This window comes from Cytobacillus firmus (assembly GCF_023715565.1).
Classification (GTDB): Bacteria; Bacillota; Bacilli; order Bacillales; family Cytobacillaceae; genus Cytobacillus; species Cytobacillus firmus_C.
The window spans coordinates 15554-34837 of sequence record NZ_JAMBOJ010000020.1 but is presented as its reverse complement, the minus strand read 5'-3'; the positions used below and the strand labels follow the sequence as shown (position 1 = coordinate 34837).

Here is a 19284-nt window from a genome sequence, read left to right as displayed (position 1 = left end):
TTCAATGATTGAATAGCACTTACTATTTGACGTAAGGAGGGGACCGGTGGGGATGCTCTGCAATTGCAGCACCTTCCTATGTATATGAGTGATATGAGAAGTGCCTATAACCGGATTTACCGGATTGATGCAGACACTGGAAATCCGATGGAACAGCAGCAATTTTTCTTTTATACAGGAAACAATTCAAAAAGCCAAGAATCAGCTGAAGCTGTAAATGAAAAGGAATCTAAAAAAGATCAAAAGGCAGCTGGAAAGTCTTTTAACCGCGGAACATCAAAGTCGTTTCCGCTTATTTTACCGCCACCTTCAGTTGATTCGAATCTTATTACCAAAACCAGTGCACTGTCAGAAGAAGCTGCAGAAAAGGAGAACACGGAGGAGGAAAGTATACCTCCCAAAGGTAAAACCGAAATAACAAAGCCGAAAGAATTCAAACTTCCTTCGCAGCTGAATGACATGCTGACGCCCTTTTCTCCAATGCTGAGCTGGTCCCCTTCTTTACCCAGTAAATACTCAAACCAGCCTGCGTTCACGAAGAGCCATTTACCTGGCGGGTCTTATGAGAATGATTCATCCCAGGTGGATACAGAAACAAAACTGAACGAATTTCTGCCAGCCGAAAAATTTACCAGTCAAGCATGCAATCGTGAAACCATAGTATTTGAGAAAATGGATGAAATTCAAGAATACAAATCTTCTGTTAAGGCTCCGGAAGAAACTGATTTGACACAGGAATTTCTTAGCATGCTTGATGACGTCATGATGAACAAAACAAATGAAGATACAGAATGGAACAGCAGCATGCCTAAAGCAGCTAATAAAGAATCTGAGTCTGCTAGTTTACGGGAGGATGAATTTGCTGAGATGCTCAGCGAGTCTTCCTCCACGGAAATTGGATTTGACTATTTACAGAACAAGCAGGATGAAGCATTTGCACTGATTTTAGAAGCTGACTATTACGAAAGTGAATCTTCTGCTCGTGAATCTGTCAAACATTTAAATTGTGATTCTGAAGATCATTGGCAAACCAATCAAACTGAAGAATCCAGCTATGAAGGCGAGTTCTCACTTCTACTGAAAAAAGCCTGCAGCATCCTGGATAAGGAGTGTGAAAACACTCCACCGCTTCAGGGGAAATTCCTTGCACTGCTGGATGAATCTTCTGATCACAGTAATAGCTGTATTGACTTTGACTTTGTACCGGAAGGGTTACTTATGGAAAGTGAATGTGAAGAATCTGACTCGGCAGTTCAGTCTGTAGAAGCAACATATAAGGAAGTTTCATCATTGCTTGAATACTTTTCAGCTATGCTGCAGGGTGTTATTTTAACCGAATCACCTAAAAATGAAGAAGAGTCAATAAACGAAACTGAAGAGAGTGTGAATCCTGTCTCAGATGAAAGTGAAGATTCAGAGGAGTTAAGTGATGACCTGTTTGAGATGCTGGAGGAATCCTCCTCTAGCAGCAGTCTTATGAATGAAGAAGAATCGGTTCCATGCTGCTGTGAATGTTTCCGGGATGGACATCAAGTCAAGCTTCCTGTCTTAATAGGAAAAGCGGACGTGGACATTATAATATTCGATTGCTTGCCGTTGTCTATTAAGAATGGTCACATTTCAAAAATGAAATGGTCAGTGGAATCTTTACAATGCTCTGCCATTTTGCCTTCAACAACAATTTTCATCAAAGGTAAGCTTATGGCAGACATACTTTATGAAACTCATAATAAGCTGCAAACCATAAGGATGCCTGTTTCTATAGATAAAACCATAGAGCTGGAGTGGATTTCCCCTCCTCAGATGCCAGCTTCATCTAATAAAAAGGAATTTATGTTTATGCACGAAAACAGACTGGATCATCATTTCGAATATTACCAGCAATTCACAGAGGAAATCTCCTGTAAATTAAAGAGCATTCGTGTTCTCTGGCATGGGGATGCAAACGATCATTCAGGTCTGGAAATCATGGGTAAAGCCTTGCTTTCTATGGATTTTTTTCAAGAGCAAATCATACAAATATAAAGAGGGTATCTCCTGACGATACCCTCTCATTCCTCACCAGGAAAACCCGATTAGAGATCTCCCCCGCCGTTTTCCAATTGACGCTGAGTTAACCTTACAAGCAAATTAACTTCTGCTTTTTCAGTAATCTTGTCAAATCTGCCCCATTTATCAAAATCGCTCAGAATATCCATTTGGGTAACGGAAGCATTTAGAAGTTTACACTTGATTGGCTCATTTAAGAACTCAAATGTGAAGGAGCCAAAGCTGCATCTGTCTGCACCCATGCCATTTTTTGCAAGCTCTCTGATTTCGTTGGAATTGCTGTTCTTATTGCTGAATTCCCAATCAATTCCAGGAAGGCTGTTTACCAGGGAGTAGCACTTAAATGGAACATTGACACTGTAGTCTTTCACATAGCCTTCACAATCATCAACATATTGAATGTTCTTGTGAATATACCCTTCTACATAAAGCTTCACAGATGTTGGTGCTGTTTCAGGGAAGCCTTCTGGAATAACTGGCACTGCTTTACATTGTGTCAGGTATACATTCTTTCGGATTTGTTTAATTTCTGTTGCATATGAAGGAAGATAGATATCTGCTTCTGTTAATGTCTGAATGGGTACATCTCCAAGAATTATTGTCTGTTCAACTCCGCCTGTATTTGCCGGAGTCCCCACATCACAAAAATGTGTATGCGATTTGGCCGTGTCACACTTCGGCAATGGAGGACATTTGTCGCTGCTTCCACAGCCATACGAATGGTTTTTCTTCATATTATACACTCCTACTTGTTGTTTTTAGCCAAAGGAATCCAATATAAAAAAGCTGTTTTCTATGGCTTACTATTTTATATGCGGCTAGTCCCATCAAGGAGTGGACAAGTTAGGGAGGGCATTTATATCATTTTTAGAAAAAATTTATAAAACTGTATTGATGCCTAGCTATTTACAGCATATGTGGCATACCAATTTGATTTATTACATATAGCAACTGCCAGATTTAATTGAAGTTATTGATGATTATGAAAAGTTTAAGATCTGCTGCCGTTATGATTAGGTATTTCTTCATATTTTTACTTCCTCCACATTTATTTTCAAATTTATGGCATATTTTCTGGTATAATGGAATTAAAATTATGCAAATATTCTAACAGAAATTCATTTTATGGCAGACGAGGCGATTTTTTTGCTGATATTCTTTAAGATTGGTGTGTGGACCATTGTCGCTTGTCTTGGGTTTTATGTTATTTCTGTCTGGCTTTGGGAAAAGAAAGTAAAAGAAAAAATGTCCGTCATTCGTAAAACTTGGTATATTCTTTATGTACTTGGTGCAGTTATTTATTGGACAAATGAGCCTGAATCCATTTTTAACCAATGGCAGAATTACCTGATTGTCGCGATTATATTTGCCCTTGTTGATGCCTTTGTTTTTCTTGGATCTTATTTGAAAAGAGTCGGAAATAATGAACTGGCAACTGACACAAGAGATTTACTTGAAGAAAACAGCGACCTGTTAAATTCGCATATGAATAAGCTGAAATCGTTTCAATATTTATTGAAAAATGAACCGATTGACATTTATTATGGAAATGAAGAGGCTTATCTTGCCGGAATTGAAAAGCTTTTGGGTGACTTTGCGGAAAAAGTCGATATGAAGGCAACGTTATGCAGGTATTCAACACAGGAAGAGAAGGACTATCTCCTTGAGCACTATACCGATAAAGCTTTGATTCATAGCCGGCTAAACCGCAGGGAAGTTTATTATGATGCGGAAGAAAAGCTGGCGCTGATCCCTTTCTCCATTTTCGAAGAGGATTATATTATTAAAGTGACCTCCGGCCGTTTTGTAACAGAATTCGACTATTTGCTATTCACTTCACTCATATCAATATACGACCTAATGCTCCCTGCTGAACAGGAGGACGAAGACCATGAAGGAACCAGCGGATAAGAAAAAGAAAGTACCGCGAATACATGCTGACAGCACGATGAAAACACTGCAGAAGAAATCCCGGATTAGCCTGCCGGGCTTTGAAGTCAGCCCTCATACCGAAAGAATATTAAAAGAGAATAAAAGATTAATAAGCGTTTATACCAAAAAGAAGACTTGAGCATATTATATGGCGTGGAAGGAATTTTCTTCCGCGCCATATTCATGTTCGTTCTGCTGGGACATATACTATAGTTAAAAAGGGCTGATTTCATTGAAAAAACTGACCAAGAAAGTGAAAAATGTTAACTTCCCCACCTTCTCTCTTTCCCCATATACCAAAAACCTTTCAAAAAAAACCGATGCCGCCATACAAAATTTAAAAAAGGATCTCAAGCCTCCGAAAAACAATGCTTAGACCTGCTCTGCAAATGAGAGGGTTATTTTATAAAAAACTTCACCTTTTTTAAAGCATCCTTTGTCGTCGGATATCGGAATGGCAGATCAAATCTGGTGGTTTGCTTCAATATGCTTTTTTCATGAGAAAATACATCAAAGCTGCCCTCTCCGTGATAAGCGCCAATCCCGCTCTCCCCTACCCCTCCGAAAGGAAGATATGGTGAACTCAAATGATAAACGGTATCATTGATACAGCCTCCCCCAAAGGAAATACTGCTGAGAATCTGCTTTTGGACGTCATCACTTTCTGTGAAAATATATAGTGCCAATGGCTTCGGGCGTGCAGTAACCTCTCCGATCATTTTGGACAAGTCATCATATTCCAGCACCGGCAGGATCGGTCCAAAGATTTCATCCTGCATGACAATATCATTCCATGAAATATGGTCCAGAACAGTCGGTTCGATGCTTAATGAACTTAAATCATGCCTGCCTCCGTGAATAGTAGTGCCATTGGTTAAAAATGTAGTGAGACGACTGAAATGTTTTTCACTGACGATCCGGGTGAAATGGCCGGATGTAATTGGATTTTCTCCATAAAGCTCCTGTATGGCCTGCTTTAGTTCTTTAAGGAATTCTTCTTTTACTCTGGTGTGAACATAAAGATAATCAGGAGCCACGCATGTTTGGCCGGCATTAATATATTTTCCCCAGGCAATTCTCTTCGCAGCAAGCTTCAGGTTAGCATCATCATGCACAATGCACGGACTTTTCCCGCCCAATTCGAGCGTAACAGGTGTAAGATTTTTCGAAGCTGCTTCCATTATGATTTTTCCAACAGGCACACTTCCTGTGAAGAAAATATAATCGATCTTTTCATTTAAAAGCGCTCTGCTAGTTTCTGCGTCGCCTTCAACAACTGTTATATACTCTTCAGGAAAATGGCTGCTGATAAGCTTTGACAGCAATGCCGACGTTTGCGGTGTTAATTCTGATGGCTTTAATATTGCGCAGTTTCCTGCAGCTATCGCTCCAATCAGTGGTGCAATCGCAAGCTGGAAAGGATAATTCCAAGGAGCTATGATCAGCGCAATTCCGTATGGCTCCGGATAGATATAGCTTTTTGAACCGACCTGGGCAAGCGACGACTTTACTTTTCTTGGCTTAGCCCACTTTTTCAGATGCTTCATCGTAAAACGGATCTCTTCAAGTAAAATTCCAATTTCTGTTAAATAAGCATCGAATTCACTTTTATTAAGATCAGCCTTTAAAGCATCCAGTAATTCCTGCTCATGCTGTTTAATAACGATACGCAACTTCGCTAGAGCTTCCAGTCTGAATGAGACATCTTTTGTTTTTCCTGTGGTGAAGAAGCTCTTTTGTTTTTTAATGAGATCGCCGTAATATTCCATAGAATACCTCCAAATGGGGTTTTATTTATGGATATCGTATCATTTTGGCAGGTGGAAATACATTAATAGGTATGTTATTTATAATAAAAACATTGGGTTGGCAGCTTACAAATAGGTTGGTCCACTAAAGGTTACCTTCCTTTTCAATCTCACGGTCCACATCCAGGATTCTTTCTACTGGCTTCTACGGCTCTAATTCGTCTTCAATTTTTAAGCCTTTCTATAATGGGGGAATAGCATCTAAATGAAACTAATCAATAAAAAAGCGCCGAACGCTGGGTTCGGCACTAAATGATTATCTGGGCAATTTGAAGAATTCCCTGCTTTCAGTGTAGTTGCCTGCCAATCTGCCAAGCGGCTGCAGCTTTTCCAGATCCACCTTATAATTCCCGAGGTAGCAATCGTCTTCTATGTGATAATGAACCATTCGCCCTATAACCAGATGGTCACTTCCTAGCTGTATAATTTGTTCAAGTTTACACTCCATATGGATTGGTGCCTGCTTGACTCTTTTAGGCACCACAGAATGGCTTTCTGCAGGTGTAAGTTCTGCTATAGTAAACTCATTTGCATCACTTGGAAGATTCTCTGCACTTTTTTGCATTTGGTTGCCCAATGGTGCAGGAACCACATTGATGACAAACTCTTTTGTCTTCCGGATGTTTACCAGGGTATCTTTTTCTGTACCTTCGCGGTCACCAACGCCTGGACCAATTGAAATACAGAGCATGGGAGGATTCCTGGAGGCTACTGTAAAAAAACTGAAAGGGGCGAGATTCAGGCCTCCTTCCTCCGACACAGTGGATACCCAGGCAATAGGTCTTGGCACAACCGATCCGGTTAATAATTTATAGACATCTTTCTCTCCAAGTTCTGACGGTGTAAATTCCACTTGGAATCACTCCTTTCTTCCGTTAAATGAAAATGTTATTCCTTTTGTTCATAATAGTTAAAGTAGTCAGCAGGGTAAACACAATAAGCATCATGCCCGTAATTAGCAGCCAGCCTGAAGAGAATTGACCAGTCTGATCCACTATGAAACCAAACAGCGGGGGTATGATTATGGCCCCGGCTGATCCAAGTGTTATACTAATTCCGCTAGAGATGCCAGCTTGTTCTTTTGGCACCAATTCACTTGCAAGGTTCATCCAGATGCCATTGAAGCCCGAAGCAGCAAAACCAAACAGGGCCGTAATAGGCGCGATTACCCAAAATGGGGCTGAGCTGATGACGGCCGCTGCCGCACTTGCAAATGCTGTAATAATAGTGATGATCATTAGTATAATAACCCGTCTGCCATCAAACAGCCGGTCACTGATGATACCCCATGCAAGCCTTCCGATCGTTCCGAATATTTCTGATATAACTAAAAGCAAACCTGATAAAATGATTGGAATCTTCAGCTGTTCATATGCAAATAAGACGATATACGTATTTAAGCACATTTGTGTGCCATTCAAGCCCATAGCACTGAAGCTGATAAGCATTAATGCTTTATTTTTTGCCATTTTGAACATTGATTTGTAAAATTGGAGTAAACTCTTTTCCCTGGTTTTTGCCTGTTCCAGTTCTGGCGGATCACGGTAATAGTGATAGGAGACAAACCCTCCTGCCAATAAAAGAAGGCACGCAATCAGCAATACAAATCGCCAGCCGAAAGAGACACTAAGGGGAAGCAGGATCAGACTCGCCAGAGCAGAACCTGCCGTGATGCCAGTTTGTTTAATACCCATTGCGGTCCCCCGCTGCTTAAGCGGAAACCAATAAATAATGCCCCTGTTTGTTATCGGATGCATGGATCCATATCCTATACCTCCGATAACAATCAGTAACAGGACAAGCCAAAATTCATGGAGCATACTCATGAAAAGATAACCTAACCCCATTAGTGCTGATGCCTGAACCAGCAATCTGCGGGATCCTGCCACGTCAGTCAGAAAGCCTGCAGGCACCGAGATAATGGCCTGGCCCAAAAAAAGTGCCGCGGGGAGCATACCGATTTGCGACTTGGTCAAGGAAAGGTCCTCCCCGATTAAAACACCCAGCGGTCCAATGCTTCTGCCGACAAAGGCTACCATCAGCTGTGCGAGCAGAAGAAATAATAGCATTCTCCATGGATTTTCTTTAATGGCAAATTGCTTTTCTGCCAGTGAATTACTCATATTTTATCATCTCTTTTTTGGCTATTAAGCCTTTAAATTGATTGCAGTCATATCTTCCTCCAAAACTGTGCTCTTTGAAACAGCCGGAGCTAATAGAGAACCTCCAATACAGATAAAGAAGTTCAGTCCTAACCCGATAACTCCGCCGTGAATTCCATAGATGGTTTTATAGCCTGTAAGAGTAAGCAATCCAGCTAAAATGGCGCCTGCAAGCATTCCCCAGAAGACAGCTTTTCCAGATAAGCGCTTCCAATATAAACCCAGTACAAAAGCCGGGAATACCTGTACAAGCAATTCAAATTTTAAGACGAAAATTTCATATAGTGTTCCAGGAGGATTCCAGGCAATCCACAGAAGAAAGATGATGGCAATGATTCCGCATACTTTCCCGACCATAACTTTCTTATGTTCAGTTGCCTTTGGATTGATGAATTTCCCATATACGTCATTAGAAAGCATGGATGAAAAGCTGAGCAGAACAGAGTCGGCTGTAGAAATAATGGCAGCAACAATTCCTCCAAAGAAGATGATCATAATCCAATAGTAAAATGGATTAATAGCGGCAATCTCATTGGCCATCAGACCTACCAGCTGTTCAGATCCTGTCTTGTCCAGTCCCGGAAAAAGCATAATTCCAATAATCCCTACCATGAATACAAGCCCTGTTGTAATTGGCGGCATCCATGCCATGCGTGCAAAGGATTTTTTCAGAGTTTTCTCGCTTTGCGCTGAATATATTCTTTGAACAGCATGCGGATAAATACTTGCACCAAGTCCAACAAGCAGCAGCATACTCAGCCAGTTGATATTCACTTCCATTGGAGGGACCGCCGTTTTTGCAGGCTCCATTTGCGCAACATATCTAGTAACCTCTGAGAAATTTCCGCCTACCAGGTATAATCCGCCGATGAGGAAGACAATGATTCCAATCATCAGAACAATGCCTTGCATAACATCCGTAAAAGCAACTGCCTTCATTCCGCCCATCCACTCATAGGCAAGCATAACAGCTACAAAGACGATAACAGCGATTTGGTATGGGATCGTGCCGCCTGTCATTCCTGACACAGCCTGGCCAATTGCTACAAGCTGTTCTAGAAGATAGTTTCCAAGCCCCCAAAGCATGAGAAAAATACTAAGCAGTGTGACTGCCTTTGATTTGAAGCGGTGATCAATCCAGTCTGTAGGTGTAACAAAGTTTCTTTTCTTTGCAATCACATACAATCTTGGAGCAAACAGTAAGTAGATTCCTATAATAATAGTCATAAACGAAATGGATTGAATCCATGAAAAACCTGTCCGATAGGCTGTCGGTGCATAGCCGACAATGGTATTTCCGCTATATTGTGTCGCATACAGGGTAAAAAAGAGTGCAATAAAACCGAGGTTCCTTCCGGCAAGATAGTACCCTGAAAGACTGTGATGAAGGTTTTTCTCGCCTCTGCCGGAAAAGTAGCCAATTACAAGCATGATTATGGCAAAAGCTGATAATATAATGATGCCATCTGTGCCTGCAAATGCTAAATCATTCATGCTTTATCCTCCTTTGCTCTTTCGGCTTCTTCCTGGTCCTCTACGATATTCCATTCATTTACACAAAGCCAGCTTAAATAACCGCACATGATGATTGAAAACGCTGTCGAGATAAATGCCCATAACGGAAACCCGAGAATATAGGGTTCTGCTGCTGCATCAGGAAAATACCAGGGCACTACGCCAAGTGTTATGATGGCGAGGACTATCCAAATCCATTTTTTTCGAATAGGTTCTTTTATTGTTCTGTTTTCCATATGGATTCCTCCCTTTTACTGAAATTTAAATCTCCAGCTTGTAGAAAATCTTATGTGCCACTTCATAGGAGTCTATTAATTCAGCTGATTCCAGAGTTGCTCCGATTTCATCCAGCCCTCTAAGCAGCTGATCTTTCCGATAAGAAACGATATCAAATTCGACCATACAGCCGAAAGAGTCTTCAATTCTTTGATTCTCTAAATCCACCCTCAGCTGATAGCCAGGTGATTCCCTGCTTTTTTGAAACAGAAGTTCAATATCCCTTTCAGGAAGAACTATTGGCAGGATGCCATTTTTAAAACAATTATTATAGAAGATATCAGCGAATGATGGTGCGAGGATTACTCTAATCCCATATTCTGCAATGGCCCATGGTGCATGCTCTCTGGATGAACCACAGCCAAAGTTTTTCCTGGCCAGCAGAATGGGTGCTTTACAGTAAGGTTCCTGACTTAGAATGAAATCCTGTCTTTGCCTGCCATTTTCGTATCGCCATTCGTAGAAGAGGAATTCACCAAACCCAGTCCTTTCAATTCTTTTTAAAAACTGTTTTGGAATAATGGCATCTGTGTCAACATTTGCAGCATCAAGCGGAGCAACTATGCCAGAAAATCTTTTAAAAGACTTCATTGTACACTGACCTCCTTGCTATTCTTAACAGGCCACTCCCTTACATCTATGAACCGGCCGGCAATCGCTGCAGCAGCAGCCATTTCAGGACTGACTAAATGGGTCCTCGCATTTCTTCCCTGCCTGTCCTCAAAATTCCGGTTAGAAGTCGATGCACAGCGTTCTTCCGGAAGAACTATGTCCTCATTCATACCGAGGCACATACTGCAGCCCGCTTCTCTCCATTGAAAACCGGCATTGATAAAAATCTGGTCGAGTCCCTCAGCTTCTGCCTGCATTTTTACAAGCTGTGAACCAGGAACAACCAGTGCTTCCACCTTTTCAGCAACTTCGTAACCATTTACGATTTTGGCCGCTTTTCTGAGATCTTCTATTCGGCTGTTCGTGCAAGAGCCAATGAACACTTTATTGATTTCTATTTCTGTGATTGGTGTACCCGGCTGAAGGTCCATGTACTTCAATGCCTTTTTAGCTGGTCCTATTTGATCTGCAGGCAAATCTTCCAAGAGCGGAATATCTTCAGAAATCCCAGAACACTGGCCTGGATTTGTCCCCCAGGTAACCTGCGGGATTACTTCAGCTGCATTAAAGTCAGCAGTAAGATCAAACTTGGCATCTTCATCTGAAAAATATTGTTTCCATTCTGCCAGTGCCTCTTCCCACTTCACTCCATCAGGTACAGCTTGTTTCCCTTTCAAATAATGGAAGGTTTTTTCGTCAGGCCGAATTAATCCTGCTCTTGCTCCCATTTCAATGCTCATATTGCAAACGGTCATTCGCTCTTCCATTGTTAAATTTCGAATCGCTTCACCGCGATACTCCACAACGTAGCCAGTTGCAAAGTCATGTCCATATTTGCCAATGATTGATAATATCAAATCCTTGGCTGTCGTTCCTTGCGGCAAACTGCCATGTATATTTAAGGCTAATGTTTTGGATTTAAATTGCTTCAATGTCTGGGTAGCAAGAACATGTTCTACTTCACTTGTGCCAATGCCAAAGGCCAGTGCGCCAAAAGCTCCATGTGTAGATGTATGACTGTCACCGCAAACAATGGTCATCCCGGGCTGAGTTAGGCCCAGCTCCGGAGCAATAACATGTACAATTCCCTGATAGCGGCTTTCCAGGTCAAAAAGCTGTATGCCGAACTCTCTGCAGTTTTTTACGAGAGCGTCGACTTGTTTTTTAGCGATTGGGTCATTAAAAGGAAGAGATCGATCGGTTGTTGGAATGCTGTGATCCATGGCAGCTACCGTCAGATCCGGCCTTCTCACCTTTCGATTCTTAATTCTTAAGCCTTCAAATGCCTGAGGTGATGTTACTTCATGTACTAAATGCAGATCAATGTATAAAATTGAAGGCTTATTCTGTTCCTCAACGACTGTGTGCTTATCCCATATTTTTTCATATAGAGTCCGCCACATAATGAAGCCCTCCTAAATGATATTTTTTTTCTTCAATTCTTCTAGTCTATCTTCATCGAAACCAAGAAGGCCTGCGTATATATCATCATTATGTTTACCCATTACTTCAGGACCGGCATGCTTCACTTCTCCTGGTGTCCTGCTTAATTTCGGAACAATTCCAGGCATCGGAAATTCTCCGAGCTGTGGATGATCTACATTAATGATCATGTCTCGTTCTTTATAATGTGGATCTTCGATGATGTCTTTAGCAGAATAGATCAGGCCAGATGGCACTCCTTTATTTTCAAGGATTTTAAGGGCTTTTTTAGCCGGGAGAGTCTTTGTCCATTCTTCAATCATCGAGTCCAGAAGCTTCATATTCTCCCCTCTGGCCTGGTGTGTTGAAAACCTCGGGTCATCCGCCAATTCCGGCTGCTCCATTGCCTCGCATAATCTTCTAAAAACTCCATCCGCGTTGGCGCCGATTACAATATAGGTTTTATCCTGTGTAAAATAAATATTGGATGGAGCCACACCTGGAAGGATGTTGCCCATCCTTTCCCTTATGTATCCTGCTAAGAGATAATCCGGAATGATGCTTTCCATTACGGAGAATACAGATTCATACAGGGCTGTATCGACTACCTGTCCCTTTCCTGAACGCTCTCTCTCATGTAAAGCAACCAGGCACCCGATTGTAGCAAAGAGTGCTGCTAATGTATCACCAATTGATACACCAATTCGTGATGGCGGCCTGTCAGGGTAACCGGTTACATTTCTTAGCCCGCCCATTGCTTCACCCACACTGCCAAAGCCGGCACGGTGCTTATAAGGCCCTGTCTGTCCATAACCGGAAGTACGGACCATAATCAATTTGGGGTTTATCTCCGACAATGTTTCATAGGAAAGATTCCATTTTTCCATTGTGCCCGGGCGGAAATTCTCAATGATTACATCAGCTTCTTTTACTAGTTCTCTTAAAACCTGCTGTCCTTCTTCTTCCCTCAGGTTTAAGGTGATAGATTTTTTATTTCGTGATTGTATAGGCCACCAAAGCCCAACGCCATCCTTTGACTTCCCCCAGTTTCTCATGGGATCCGATTTTCCTGGAGGCTCGACCTTTATGATTTCAGCACCAAAATCCCCAAGGAGACGTCCAGAAAATGGTCCGGCTAATAGTGTACCGAGCTCAAGAACCCTAATATCCTCCAATGGAAGCTGTTTATCTGACATGTAATTCCCTCCTGTTATTTCTTGAATGCATTTTAATACTTGAATTTTCGTAATCTTGTATACAAATCTAATCCCTTGTATACAATAAGTCAATGAGAATTTTAAAATTTTTCTGAATTTAGTAAAAAAGCCTTTATTTAATACGTTTAACCGGAAGTTTTCAGAATATTTGTTGTAATAATTTATCTGTTTGTATACAATGAATCTGAGGTGTTGATATGGATGCATACGAATTTATTAAGGATGCCATTATCGAAGGGAAATTTGTCCCAGGCATGCGTCTTGCTGAAGAGTCATTGGCCAAGGAAATGAACCTTAGTCGCACTCCTATTAGAGAGGCCATTAGACAGCTTGAAGCTGAAGGTCTGGTCATCCCTCTAAAGCGCGGGGTCAGCGTAAGACATTTTACAAAGGATGATATAAGGCAAATCTATGACCTGCGCACTCTGCTTGAAGGGTACGCTGCCAGTCAGGCTGCCATACACCGGACAGAAAATGATCTAGTGGAAATGGAGAAAGCCAATATTTTATATGAAGAAGCTATTAACCAGCATGTGGAATCCGATATGGATAGTCTGAAAGATATTGTTAGAGTAAACCAGAAATTCCACGAAGCCATAGTCACGGCTTCCAAAAATGAGCATATACATTTCCACATTTCTAAGGTTGTTGTTGTTCCAATCGTGTTCCGGTCCTTCTATTGGTATAACAGCTTTCAGCTTAAGCAATCACTTGAGGTGCATAAAACCATCCTGGAAGCGATTAAAAATCGGGAACCGGAACGTGCCCGCATTGGAATGCACGAACATATCTATCAGGGCCGTGATCATGTATTGAAGCATTTGGAGCAAATCAAAAATATTCATCTGCTGAAGGAGGAAGAAAAATGATCCAAATTTGTGAAGTCGGCCCCCGGGATGGGCTGCAGAATGAGTGCAAAAGAGTCTCAACCAGTTCAAAAGTTGAATTGATTACAAAGTTAATTGATTCCGGCATTCGCAATATTGAAGTTGTTTCTTTTGTCAATCCGAAGGTTGTTCCCCAGATGGCAGATGCAGAAGACGTCCTGAAATCACTGCCTAAAAGAGAGGGGGTCCGTTATGGCGGCCTCGTTTTAAGCCGTTCCGGGCTGGAACGTGCCCTTAAGACAGAAGTGAACTTTCTTCATGTGGTAACCACTACAAGTGATTCGTTCAATTTACGCAATGTAAAAAGGACTGTCGAGCAGGCAGTAGAAGAGCTTTGTGTGGTCATAAAAGAAGGCGCCGCTGCCGGCAAAGGTGTGGCAGGAGTATTAGGGACCTCATTCGGATGTCCCTTTGAAGGAGAAGTTCCATTAGATAACGTATTGAAAACCGCAGAGAGATTTATGGAAGCCGGCTGTACAGAGATCACCCTGGCAGATACAACGGGCATGGCGAATCCTATACAGGTTAAAAAGCTTGCAGATTCATTTTTTTCTGCGTTTGGTGGAGATCTTTCACTTGGTCTTCACTTCCATAATACACGGGGATTGGGATTGGCAAATGTATTGGCTGGATATCAGGCAGGTGTACGCCGCTTTGATTCCTCCATTGCCGGACTTGGCGGATGTCCATTCGCACCAAAGGCAGTTGGAAATGTTTGTACAGAAGATATGATCAATATGTTCCATGAGATGGGTGTGGATACCGGGACAGATCTTCCTTCCGTCCTCGAAACAGCCAGGTGGATGGAAACAGTGATGGAACGGCCGCTTGATGGGATGTTAATGAAAGCGGGAATAGCTTAATTACGGAGAAAGCCATCTGTGGGATGGCTTTTTTATTTGCTGAATTTTAGGTTTGCCAGTATGGTGTTTTAATTTTCAGCTATGTAGATTTGAATTTTTATGAATTTTAGGTTAGTGACAAACCGTCCGCATCTGCAGCACTGTTTTGGTTTGTATCTTCTTTGTTTATAAATGTTGTCTGTTGGCTGGTAGATTTCTCCTGCAATCAACTCAGATTAAAAGCAATTTACCCTGCGAAAACAGCCTTCATTATAAAAACCAGGTTTTAAAACTGAGCTCTACAACCTAAACCTGCTGATCAACTCTTTCAAATCTTCCGCCATGCCCGTAAGATGGTCTGCGGAAAGAGATATTTCCTCCATGGATGCAGCTTGTTCTTCAGTTGATGCCAGAACACTTTGTGTAGCCATGGCGGATTCATTTGCCACATGGGTGATCTCATCCATGGACTGGACCATTTGCCGTGAACCGGCAGACATTTGCTGAATGGCCGAGGAGACCTCCTGCATTTGATTGGTCACCATGCTGACAGACTGCCTGATTTGCTTGAAGGAATCTCCTGCACCCTTCATGACTTCCATGCCTTCTGTTACTTCATGATTGACCGTATCCATGGTTTGAACAACCTGATGGGTTTCTTCCTGGATCTTTGAGATCAGCTGGCTGATTTGGAGAGTGGATTCCGCCGATTTTTCAGCTAGATTTCTTACCTCGTTCGCTACAACTGCAAAACCTTTGCCTTGTTCTCCTGCTCGAGCTGCTTCAATGGCAGCATTCAATGCCAGAAGGTTCGTTTGAGCGGCAATACCTGTGATCACTTCGATAATCTTTCCAATCTCCTGTGAACGCTGTCCAAGGCCTTTTACCACCTTCGATAAGTCCTGTACATTTACGTGAATGGAATTCATCTGGCAGCCTGCTGTTGAAATGGCTGAATCGCCATGATTTGCTTTTTCCAGGGAATCATTGATTTGCTCTGTCACCTGTTCAGAATTTGCCGCTACCTGTGTCAGTGTTTCAGACATCTGCAAAATGACATGGGAAGCTGACCCGACTCCGTTGACCTGGTTGTCTGCCCCTGCAGCAATCTCTTCAATCACCTCAGCAATGTGGCTTGTGGCCATATTTGTTTGCTGAGCGCCGGATGATAACTGCTGGGCATATTGTGTGACTTCGTCCGAAGCCAGTACCACTTTATTGAGCACCATCTGCCAGGCTGAGGCAGTATGATTCAATGCAGAAGCAATGGAACCAAGTTGGCCAACTGACTTCTCGTCCAGTCTTTTGGACATATTTCCTTCTGCTAGTTCTTCAATGTAGGCATTAATTTTACTGATAGGTGCAATAAACTTGCGGTAATTCATAAATGCGGATAACATTCCCGCTAGTGTTCCAAGAATAAAAACAAACCCGATCGTCATCCAAAAGGCACTTCCTTCAAGCCCATTACCAACACATACAGCAATGCTGATGATCAATACAGCAGGAATAATGACGAATAAAGTGCGGAGAATATAGCTAAGCTGGCTCATCAAACAGACTCCTTTATTATTATTTCACAAAAACAAATTCCATATTTCTCCTATAATCCCGTGTTATACCAATAGATAATTTGATTATAGTTGATAAAAGGAAAATATATCAATATATTTTGTGAAAATATTTTTAATAATTGAAATAGTTCGTCACTTGCCGCTAAAAAAATACCAGCCTCAAAAAGAAGCCGGCATTCATCAGAATTATTCTGCGGCAGCAGTCCTTGTCTCTTTTTTCGCCATGGAAAGAGCTGCTGTACCAAGAGCAATAATTATAAAAATACTTCCTGCAGCTGCATTGTATTCAACGGATGTTGTCTCAATCATGATTCCGCCGATCATGCTGCCAAATGCCATTCCCATGTGAACTGCTGAGTTGTTCAATGTCTGCTGTATATCAGAAGTTTCCGGGGTTACTTCAATCAAGTAGCTGTGTATAGCGGGTGTGACCGCCCAGCTGAGCATGCTCCAAATAACTACTGTGACAAGGAAAACCGGCAGGGAAAAAGCGGCAAAAGGCAATGCAAAAAGTGTAATTCCAAACATGACAACCAGCGTTAGAATGACTGATTTTGCATTAAATCGATCTGCCAGGTGACCACCCAGGCCCCCTCCGATGACTGCGGCGATCCCGAATATCAGGTACACGATACTGACCCAGTTTCCATCAAGCCCCATCTTAATCTTCAAGAAAGGTGTCAGGTATCCGTAAAAAGCCAAATGGCCGGTCATCAATAAAAAATATGTTATTTGTATCAGCGCTATTTTCCTGCTTTTCAGCGTTTTAAGCTGTACGCTAATCGGCACAGCCGGCTTTGGAGCAACCTTTCCAAGGAAGAAGTATACTCCGGCCATTGATAAGAGTGTAAGTGCTGAAATCAGTACAAATGGAGCCCGCCAGCCGAAAGCATTTCCAAGCATTAATCCAATGGGAACACCCAGTACAAGAGATGCACTGATTCCCATAAACACGATTCCGATTGCACGTGCGCGATATTCCTCTGAGACGATGTATGATGCCATTGTCATGCACAAGGCTATGAGCAGTGAGCCGCTTACTGCCGAAAGTATTCGGCCGACTAATAAGACACCATAAAACGGGCTGAATACAGCCACAATGTTCCCTGCTAAAAATACAGCCAAGGATATCATCATTAAAAGGCTGCGTTCCATTTTAACCGTCATTGTGAGCAGGACAGGCGCTGCGATGGCAAAGGCAAGTGAAAATACTGTGATTAACAGGCCTGCCTGCCCGAGGCTTACACCCAGATCTGAAGCAACAAGATCCAATAGCCCTCCTATAATCAATTCCACCATTCCAACAACAAATGATATGATTGCCAATAAATAGATGCGTTTATCCAAGCTGAACTTCCTTCCTATTATCCTAGCGATTATGTTGATTTTTCAATAAAATAACATCTTAACATACCTGAACATGTATGCTCAAAGGATTGAATAGTCTAAAAACAATAAATGCTATTTGGTTAATAAAAATAATTTTTTGGGGAAAAATATAAATACCTCCCTGAGACAACTTCCAAAAATTACATGTTTGAATATAACAGTAAAATAGGAATTTAATTAACAAAAACTGTAAAGGAGTTGATTCATTTGTTGGACAATCAAGCAAAAAAAGGGCATAGTTTATCCCCGCTGACACCACCTGTGATTGAAGAAATACAGCCTGCCGGTACAACTCCTATTGACACAAATGCCATCAAAAACATGGAACCTGAATTCGATCTGACTGGAACGGTATTAAACGACTATAATTAATAGATTATCCCTGCGGGTCTCATAGCAGGGATTTTTTATGGAAAGTTTGTCCAAGGAAACGCATATGCATGTAATATTCCTTGTGTATAAGCATGGAAAATAACCTAATGGAGAAGGATTCATGATTTATTTATTAGTGGTTATTTTCATTATTGTTCTTGTCATGCCTTTTCTTTCTGAGTTTGTCGAAAAAAATCTGGAGATGTTTTTATTTGTAATGGGGCTTTCAGCAGCACTTGCAAGCGGAGTTCTGAACAGCTCTCTTTTTGTACAAGCGGCAAAGGAGCCAGTGAAAATTACGCTTGCGGTGTTCATTGCGGGCCTCTTGTTTAAATGGTTTCAGTCAAATCTGGAAAAAAGCATCCTTTCAGTAAGCAGGCGCATGCCTTTTCGAATGTTTGCAGCTATGATTGTCATTTTACTTGGATTGATTTCAAGTGTCATTACTGCGATTATCGCTGCATTAGTGCTTGTGCTAATTATCAGTGCCCTAAAGCTGGACAGGGGATCTGAAGTAAGGCTGACGATACTCGCCTGCTTTTCGATTGGCCTTGGCGCTGCATTGACGCCAATTGGCGAACCTCTTTCCACCATTGCCATCAGTAAAATGAAGGAAGACTTTTTCTTTTTAATTGAATTAGTGGGACCGCAAATCCTGATTGCTCTCATATTTTTCGGAGTAATGGGAGCATTAGCAGTGAAGCCGCCTGGTTCTGGTAAAGTGTCCTTTAGCAAGAAGCCCGCCAGTGAAAGCTATGAAGAAATTGTTGTCAGAGCTTTGAAGATTTATTTCTTTGTCATGGGTCTTACAATGCTTGGTGCCGGTTTTGAACCGCTGATCAACCACTTTCTAATCGGTATGAATCCACTTCTGCTCTATTGGATTAATATGATTTCAGCTGTACTGGACAACGCAACGCTTGCCGCTGCTGAAATCAGTCCATCGATGGATCATTTTACGGTGGAATCGATTCTCCTTGGTCTCCTGATCAGCGGCGGAATGCTGATCCCCGGGAATATTCCCAATATCATTGCTGCTGGGAAACTGCAGATTACGAGTAAAGAATGGGCAGTATTCGGGGTTCCATTTGGTCTGGTCACTATGATGGGATATTTTTTGTTTATTATATTTACTGGTAATTGATGAGGGCTGCTTGCAGTCCTTTTTTGTTTAGATTGAATTGTTTACATAATATAATTATAATATACTAAAAAAAGAAGCTGCAT

At 41.8% G+C, this 19284-nt stretch carries 18 protein-coding genes; 7 read left to right on the top strand and 11 right to left on the bottom strand.

Features of this window, described 5'->3' with window-relative positions:
• Nucleotides 1–84: 84 nt before the first annotated feature.
• A complete protein-coding gene (locus M3205_RS09990; protein WP_251169771.1) occupies nucleotides 85–2025 on the top strand; it encodes a hypothetical protein in 1941 nt (646 codons plus the stop codon).
• Nucleotides 2026–2075: 50 nt separating this feature from the next.
• On the opposite strand, the gene M3205_RS09985 is transcribed toward M3205_RS09990, so the two are convergent.
• Nucleotides 2076–2783, bottom strand: coding sequence for a CsxC family protein (locus tag M3205_RS09985; protein ID WP_251169770.1), 708 nt, complete (start codon nucleotides 2781–2783; stop codon nucleotides 2076–2078).
• 412 nt (nucleotides 2784–3195) lie between these two features.
• Here M3205_RS09985 and M3205_RS09980 point away from each other — a divergent pair, with 412 nt between their 5' ends.
• Complete coding sequence (locus tag M3205_RS09980) at nucleotides 3196–3960, top strand: type II toxin-antitoxin system SpoIISA family toxin (RefSeq protein WP_251169811.1); 765 nt, start codon at nucleotides 3196–3198, stop codon at nucleotides 3958–3960.
• Complete coding sequence (locus M3205_RS09975) at nucleotides 3941–4120, top strand: type II toxin-antitoxin system SpoIISB family antitoxin (protein ID WP_251169769.1); 180 nt, start codon at nucleotides 3941–3943, stop codon at nucleotides 4118–4120. The genes M3205_RS09980 and M3205_RS09975 overlap by 20 nt, the downstream gene beginning before the upstream one ends.
• 259 nt (nucleotides 4121–4379) lie before the next feature.
• Here the strand turns inward: M3205_RS09975 and M3205_RS09970 are convergent, their stop codons facing one another.
• From M3205_RS09970 to M3205_RS09935, 8 genes are all read right to left on the bottom strand, one after another.
• Nucleotides 4380–5750, bottom strand: coding sequence for an aldehyde dehydrogenase (locus M3205_RS09970; RefSeq protein ID WP_251169768.1), 1371 nt, complete (start codon nucleotides 5748–5750; stop codon nucleotides 4380–4382).
• Between the two features lie 295 nt (nucleotides 5751–6045).
• Nucleotides 6046–6642, bottom strand: a complete 597-nt coding sequence (locus tag M3205_RS09965; RefSeq protein WP_251169767.1) for a flavin reductase family protein — start codon at nucleotides 6640–6642, stop codon at nucleotides 6046–6048.
• A 22-nt stretch (nucleotides 6643–6664) separates the two neighbouring features.
• On the bottom strand, nucleotides 6665–7912 hold the full coding sequence (locus M3205_RS09960; protein ID WP_251169766.1) for an MFS transporter: 1248 nt from the start codon (nucleotides 7910–7912) through the stop codon (nucleotides 6665–6667).
• Nucleotides 7913–7936: 24 nt separating this feature from the next.
• Nucleotides 7937–9445 carry a sodium:solute symporter family protein gene (locus M3205_RS09955; protein ID WP_251169765.1) on the bottom strand — a complete coding sequence of 503 codons (1509 nt, stop codon included), beginning with the start codon at nucleotides 9443–9445 and terminating at the stop codon, nucleotides 7937–7939.
• The gene (locus tag M3205_RS09950; protein ID WP_251169764.1) at nucleotides 9442–9702 is read right to left on the bottom strand and encodes a hypothetical protein; all 261 of its coding nucleotides are present in this window, start codon (nucleotides 9700–9702) and stop codon (nucleotides 9442–9444) included. The genes M3205_RS09955 and M3205_RS09950 overlap by 4 nt, the downstream gene beginning before the upstream one ends.
• Nucleotides 9703–9727: 25 nt before the next feature.
• Entirely contained in the window at nucleotides 9728–10333 is a 606-nt protein-coding gene (gene leuD / locus M3205_RS09945; RefSeq protein WP_251169763.1) for a 3-isopropylmalate dehydratase small subunit, read from the bottom strand.
• Nucleotides 10330–11757 (bottom strand): 3-isopropylmalate dehydratase large subunit, encoded by a 1428-nt coding sequence (leuC, locus tag M3205_RS09940; protein ID WP_251169762.1) that lies wholly within the window; start codon nucleotides 11755–11757, stop codon nucleotides 10330–10332. The genes leuD and leuC overlap by 4 nt, the downstream gene beginning before the upstream one ends.
• A 12-nt stretch (nucleotides 11758–11769) precedes the next feature.
• Nucleotides 11770–12972: a CaiB/BaiF CoA transferase family protein gene (locus M3205_RS09935; protein ID WP_251169761.1), complete on the bottom strand. Its 1203-nt coding sequence runs from the start codon at nucleotides 12970–12972 to the stop codon at nucleotides 11770–11772.
• Between the two features lie 218 nt (nucleotides 12973–13190).
• Here M3205_RS09935 and M3205_RS09930 point away from each other — a divergent pair, with 218 nt between their 5' ends.
• Together M3205_RS09930 and M3205_RS09925 are read left to right on the top strand one after the other, a co-directional pair.
• Nucleotides 13191–13862: a GntR family transcriptional regulator gene (locus M3205_RS09930; protein ID WP_251169760.1), complete on the top strand. Its 672-nt coding sequence runs from the start codon at nucleotides 13191–13193 to the stop codon at nucleotides 13860–13862.
• Nucleotides 13859–14743 carry a hydroxymethylglutaryl-CoA lyase gene (locus M3205_RS09925; protein WP_251169759.1) on the top strand — a complete coding sequence of 295 codons (885 nt, stop codon included), beginning with the start codon at nucleotides 13859–13861 and terminating at the stop codon, nucleotides 14741–14743. The genes M3205_RS09930 and M3205_RS09925 overlap by 4 nt, the downstream gene beginning before the upstream one ends.
• Nucleotides 14744–15021: 278 nt before the next feature.
• Here M3205_RS09925 and M3205_RS09920 read toward each other — a convergent pair whose 3' ends face one another.
• Both M3205_RS09920 and M3205_RS09915 read right to left on the bottom strand, forming a co-directional pair.
• Nucleotides 15022–16275, bottom strand: coding sequence for a methyl-accepting chemotaxis protein (locus tag M3205_RS09920; RefSeq protein WP_251169758.1), 1254 nt, complete (start codon nucleotides 16273–16275; stop codon nucleotides 15022–15024).
• Nucleotides 16276–16482: 207 nt separating this feature from the next.
• The gene (locus M3205_RS09915) at nucleotides 16483–17643 is read right to left on the bottom strand and encodes an MFS transporter (protein WP_251169757.1); all 1161 of its coding nucleotides are present in this window, start codon (nucleotides 17641–17643) and stop codon (nucleotides 16483–16485) included.
• A 249-nt stretch (nucleotides 17644–17892) separates the two neighbouring features.
• Here M3205_RS09915 and M3205_RS09910 point away from each other — a divergent pair, with 249 nt between their 5' ends.
• Together M3205_RS09910 and M3205_RS09905 are read left to right on the top strand one after the other, a co-directional pair.
• Nucleotides 17893–18057, top strand: coding sequence for a hypothetical protein (locus tag M3205_RS09910; RefSeq protein WP_251169756.1), 165 nt, complete (start codon nucleotides 17893–17895; stop codon nucleotides 18055–18057).
• A 121-nt stretch (nucleotides 18058–18178) separates the two neighbouring features.
• Nucleotides 18179–19201, top strand: a complete 1023-nt coding sequence (locus M3205_RS09905) for a DUF1646 family protein (protein ID WP_251169755.1) — start codon at nucleotides 18179–18181, stop codon at nucleotides 19199–19201.
• Nucleotides 19202–19284 lie beyond the last annotated feature (83 nt).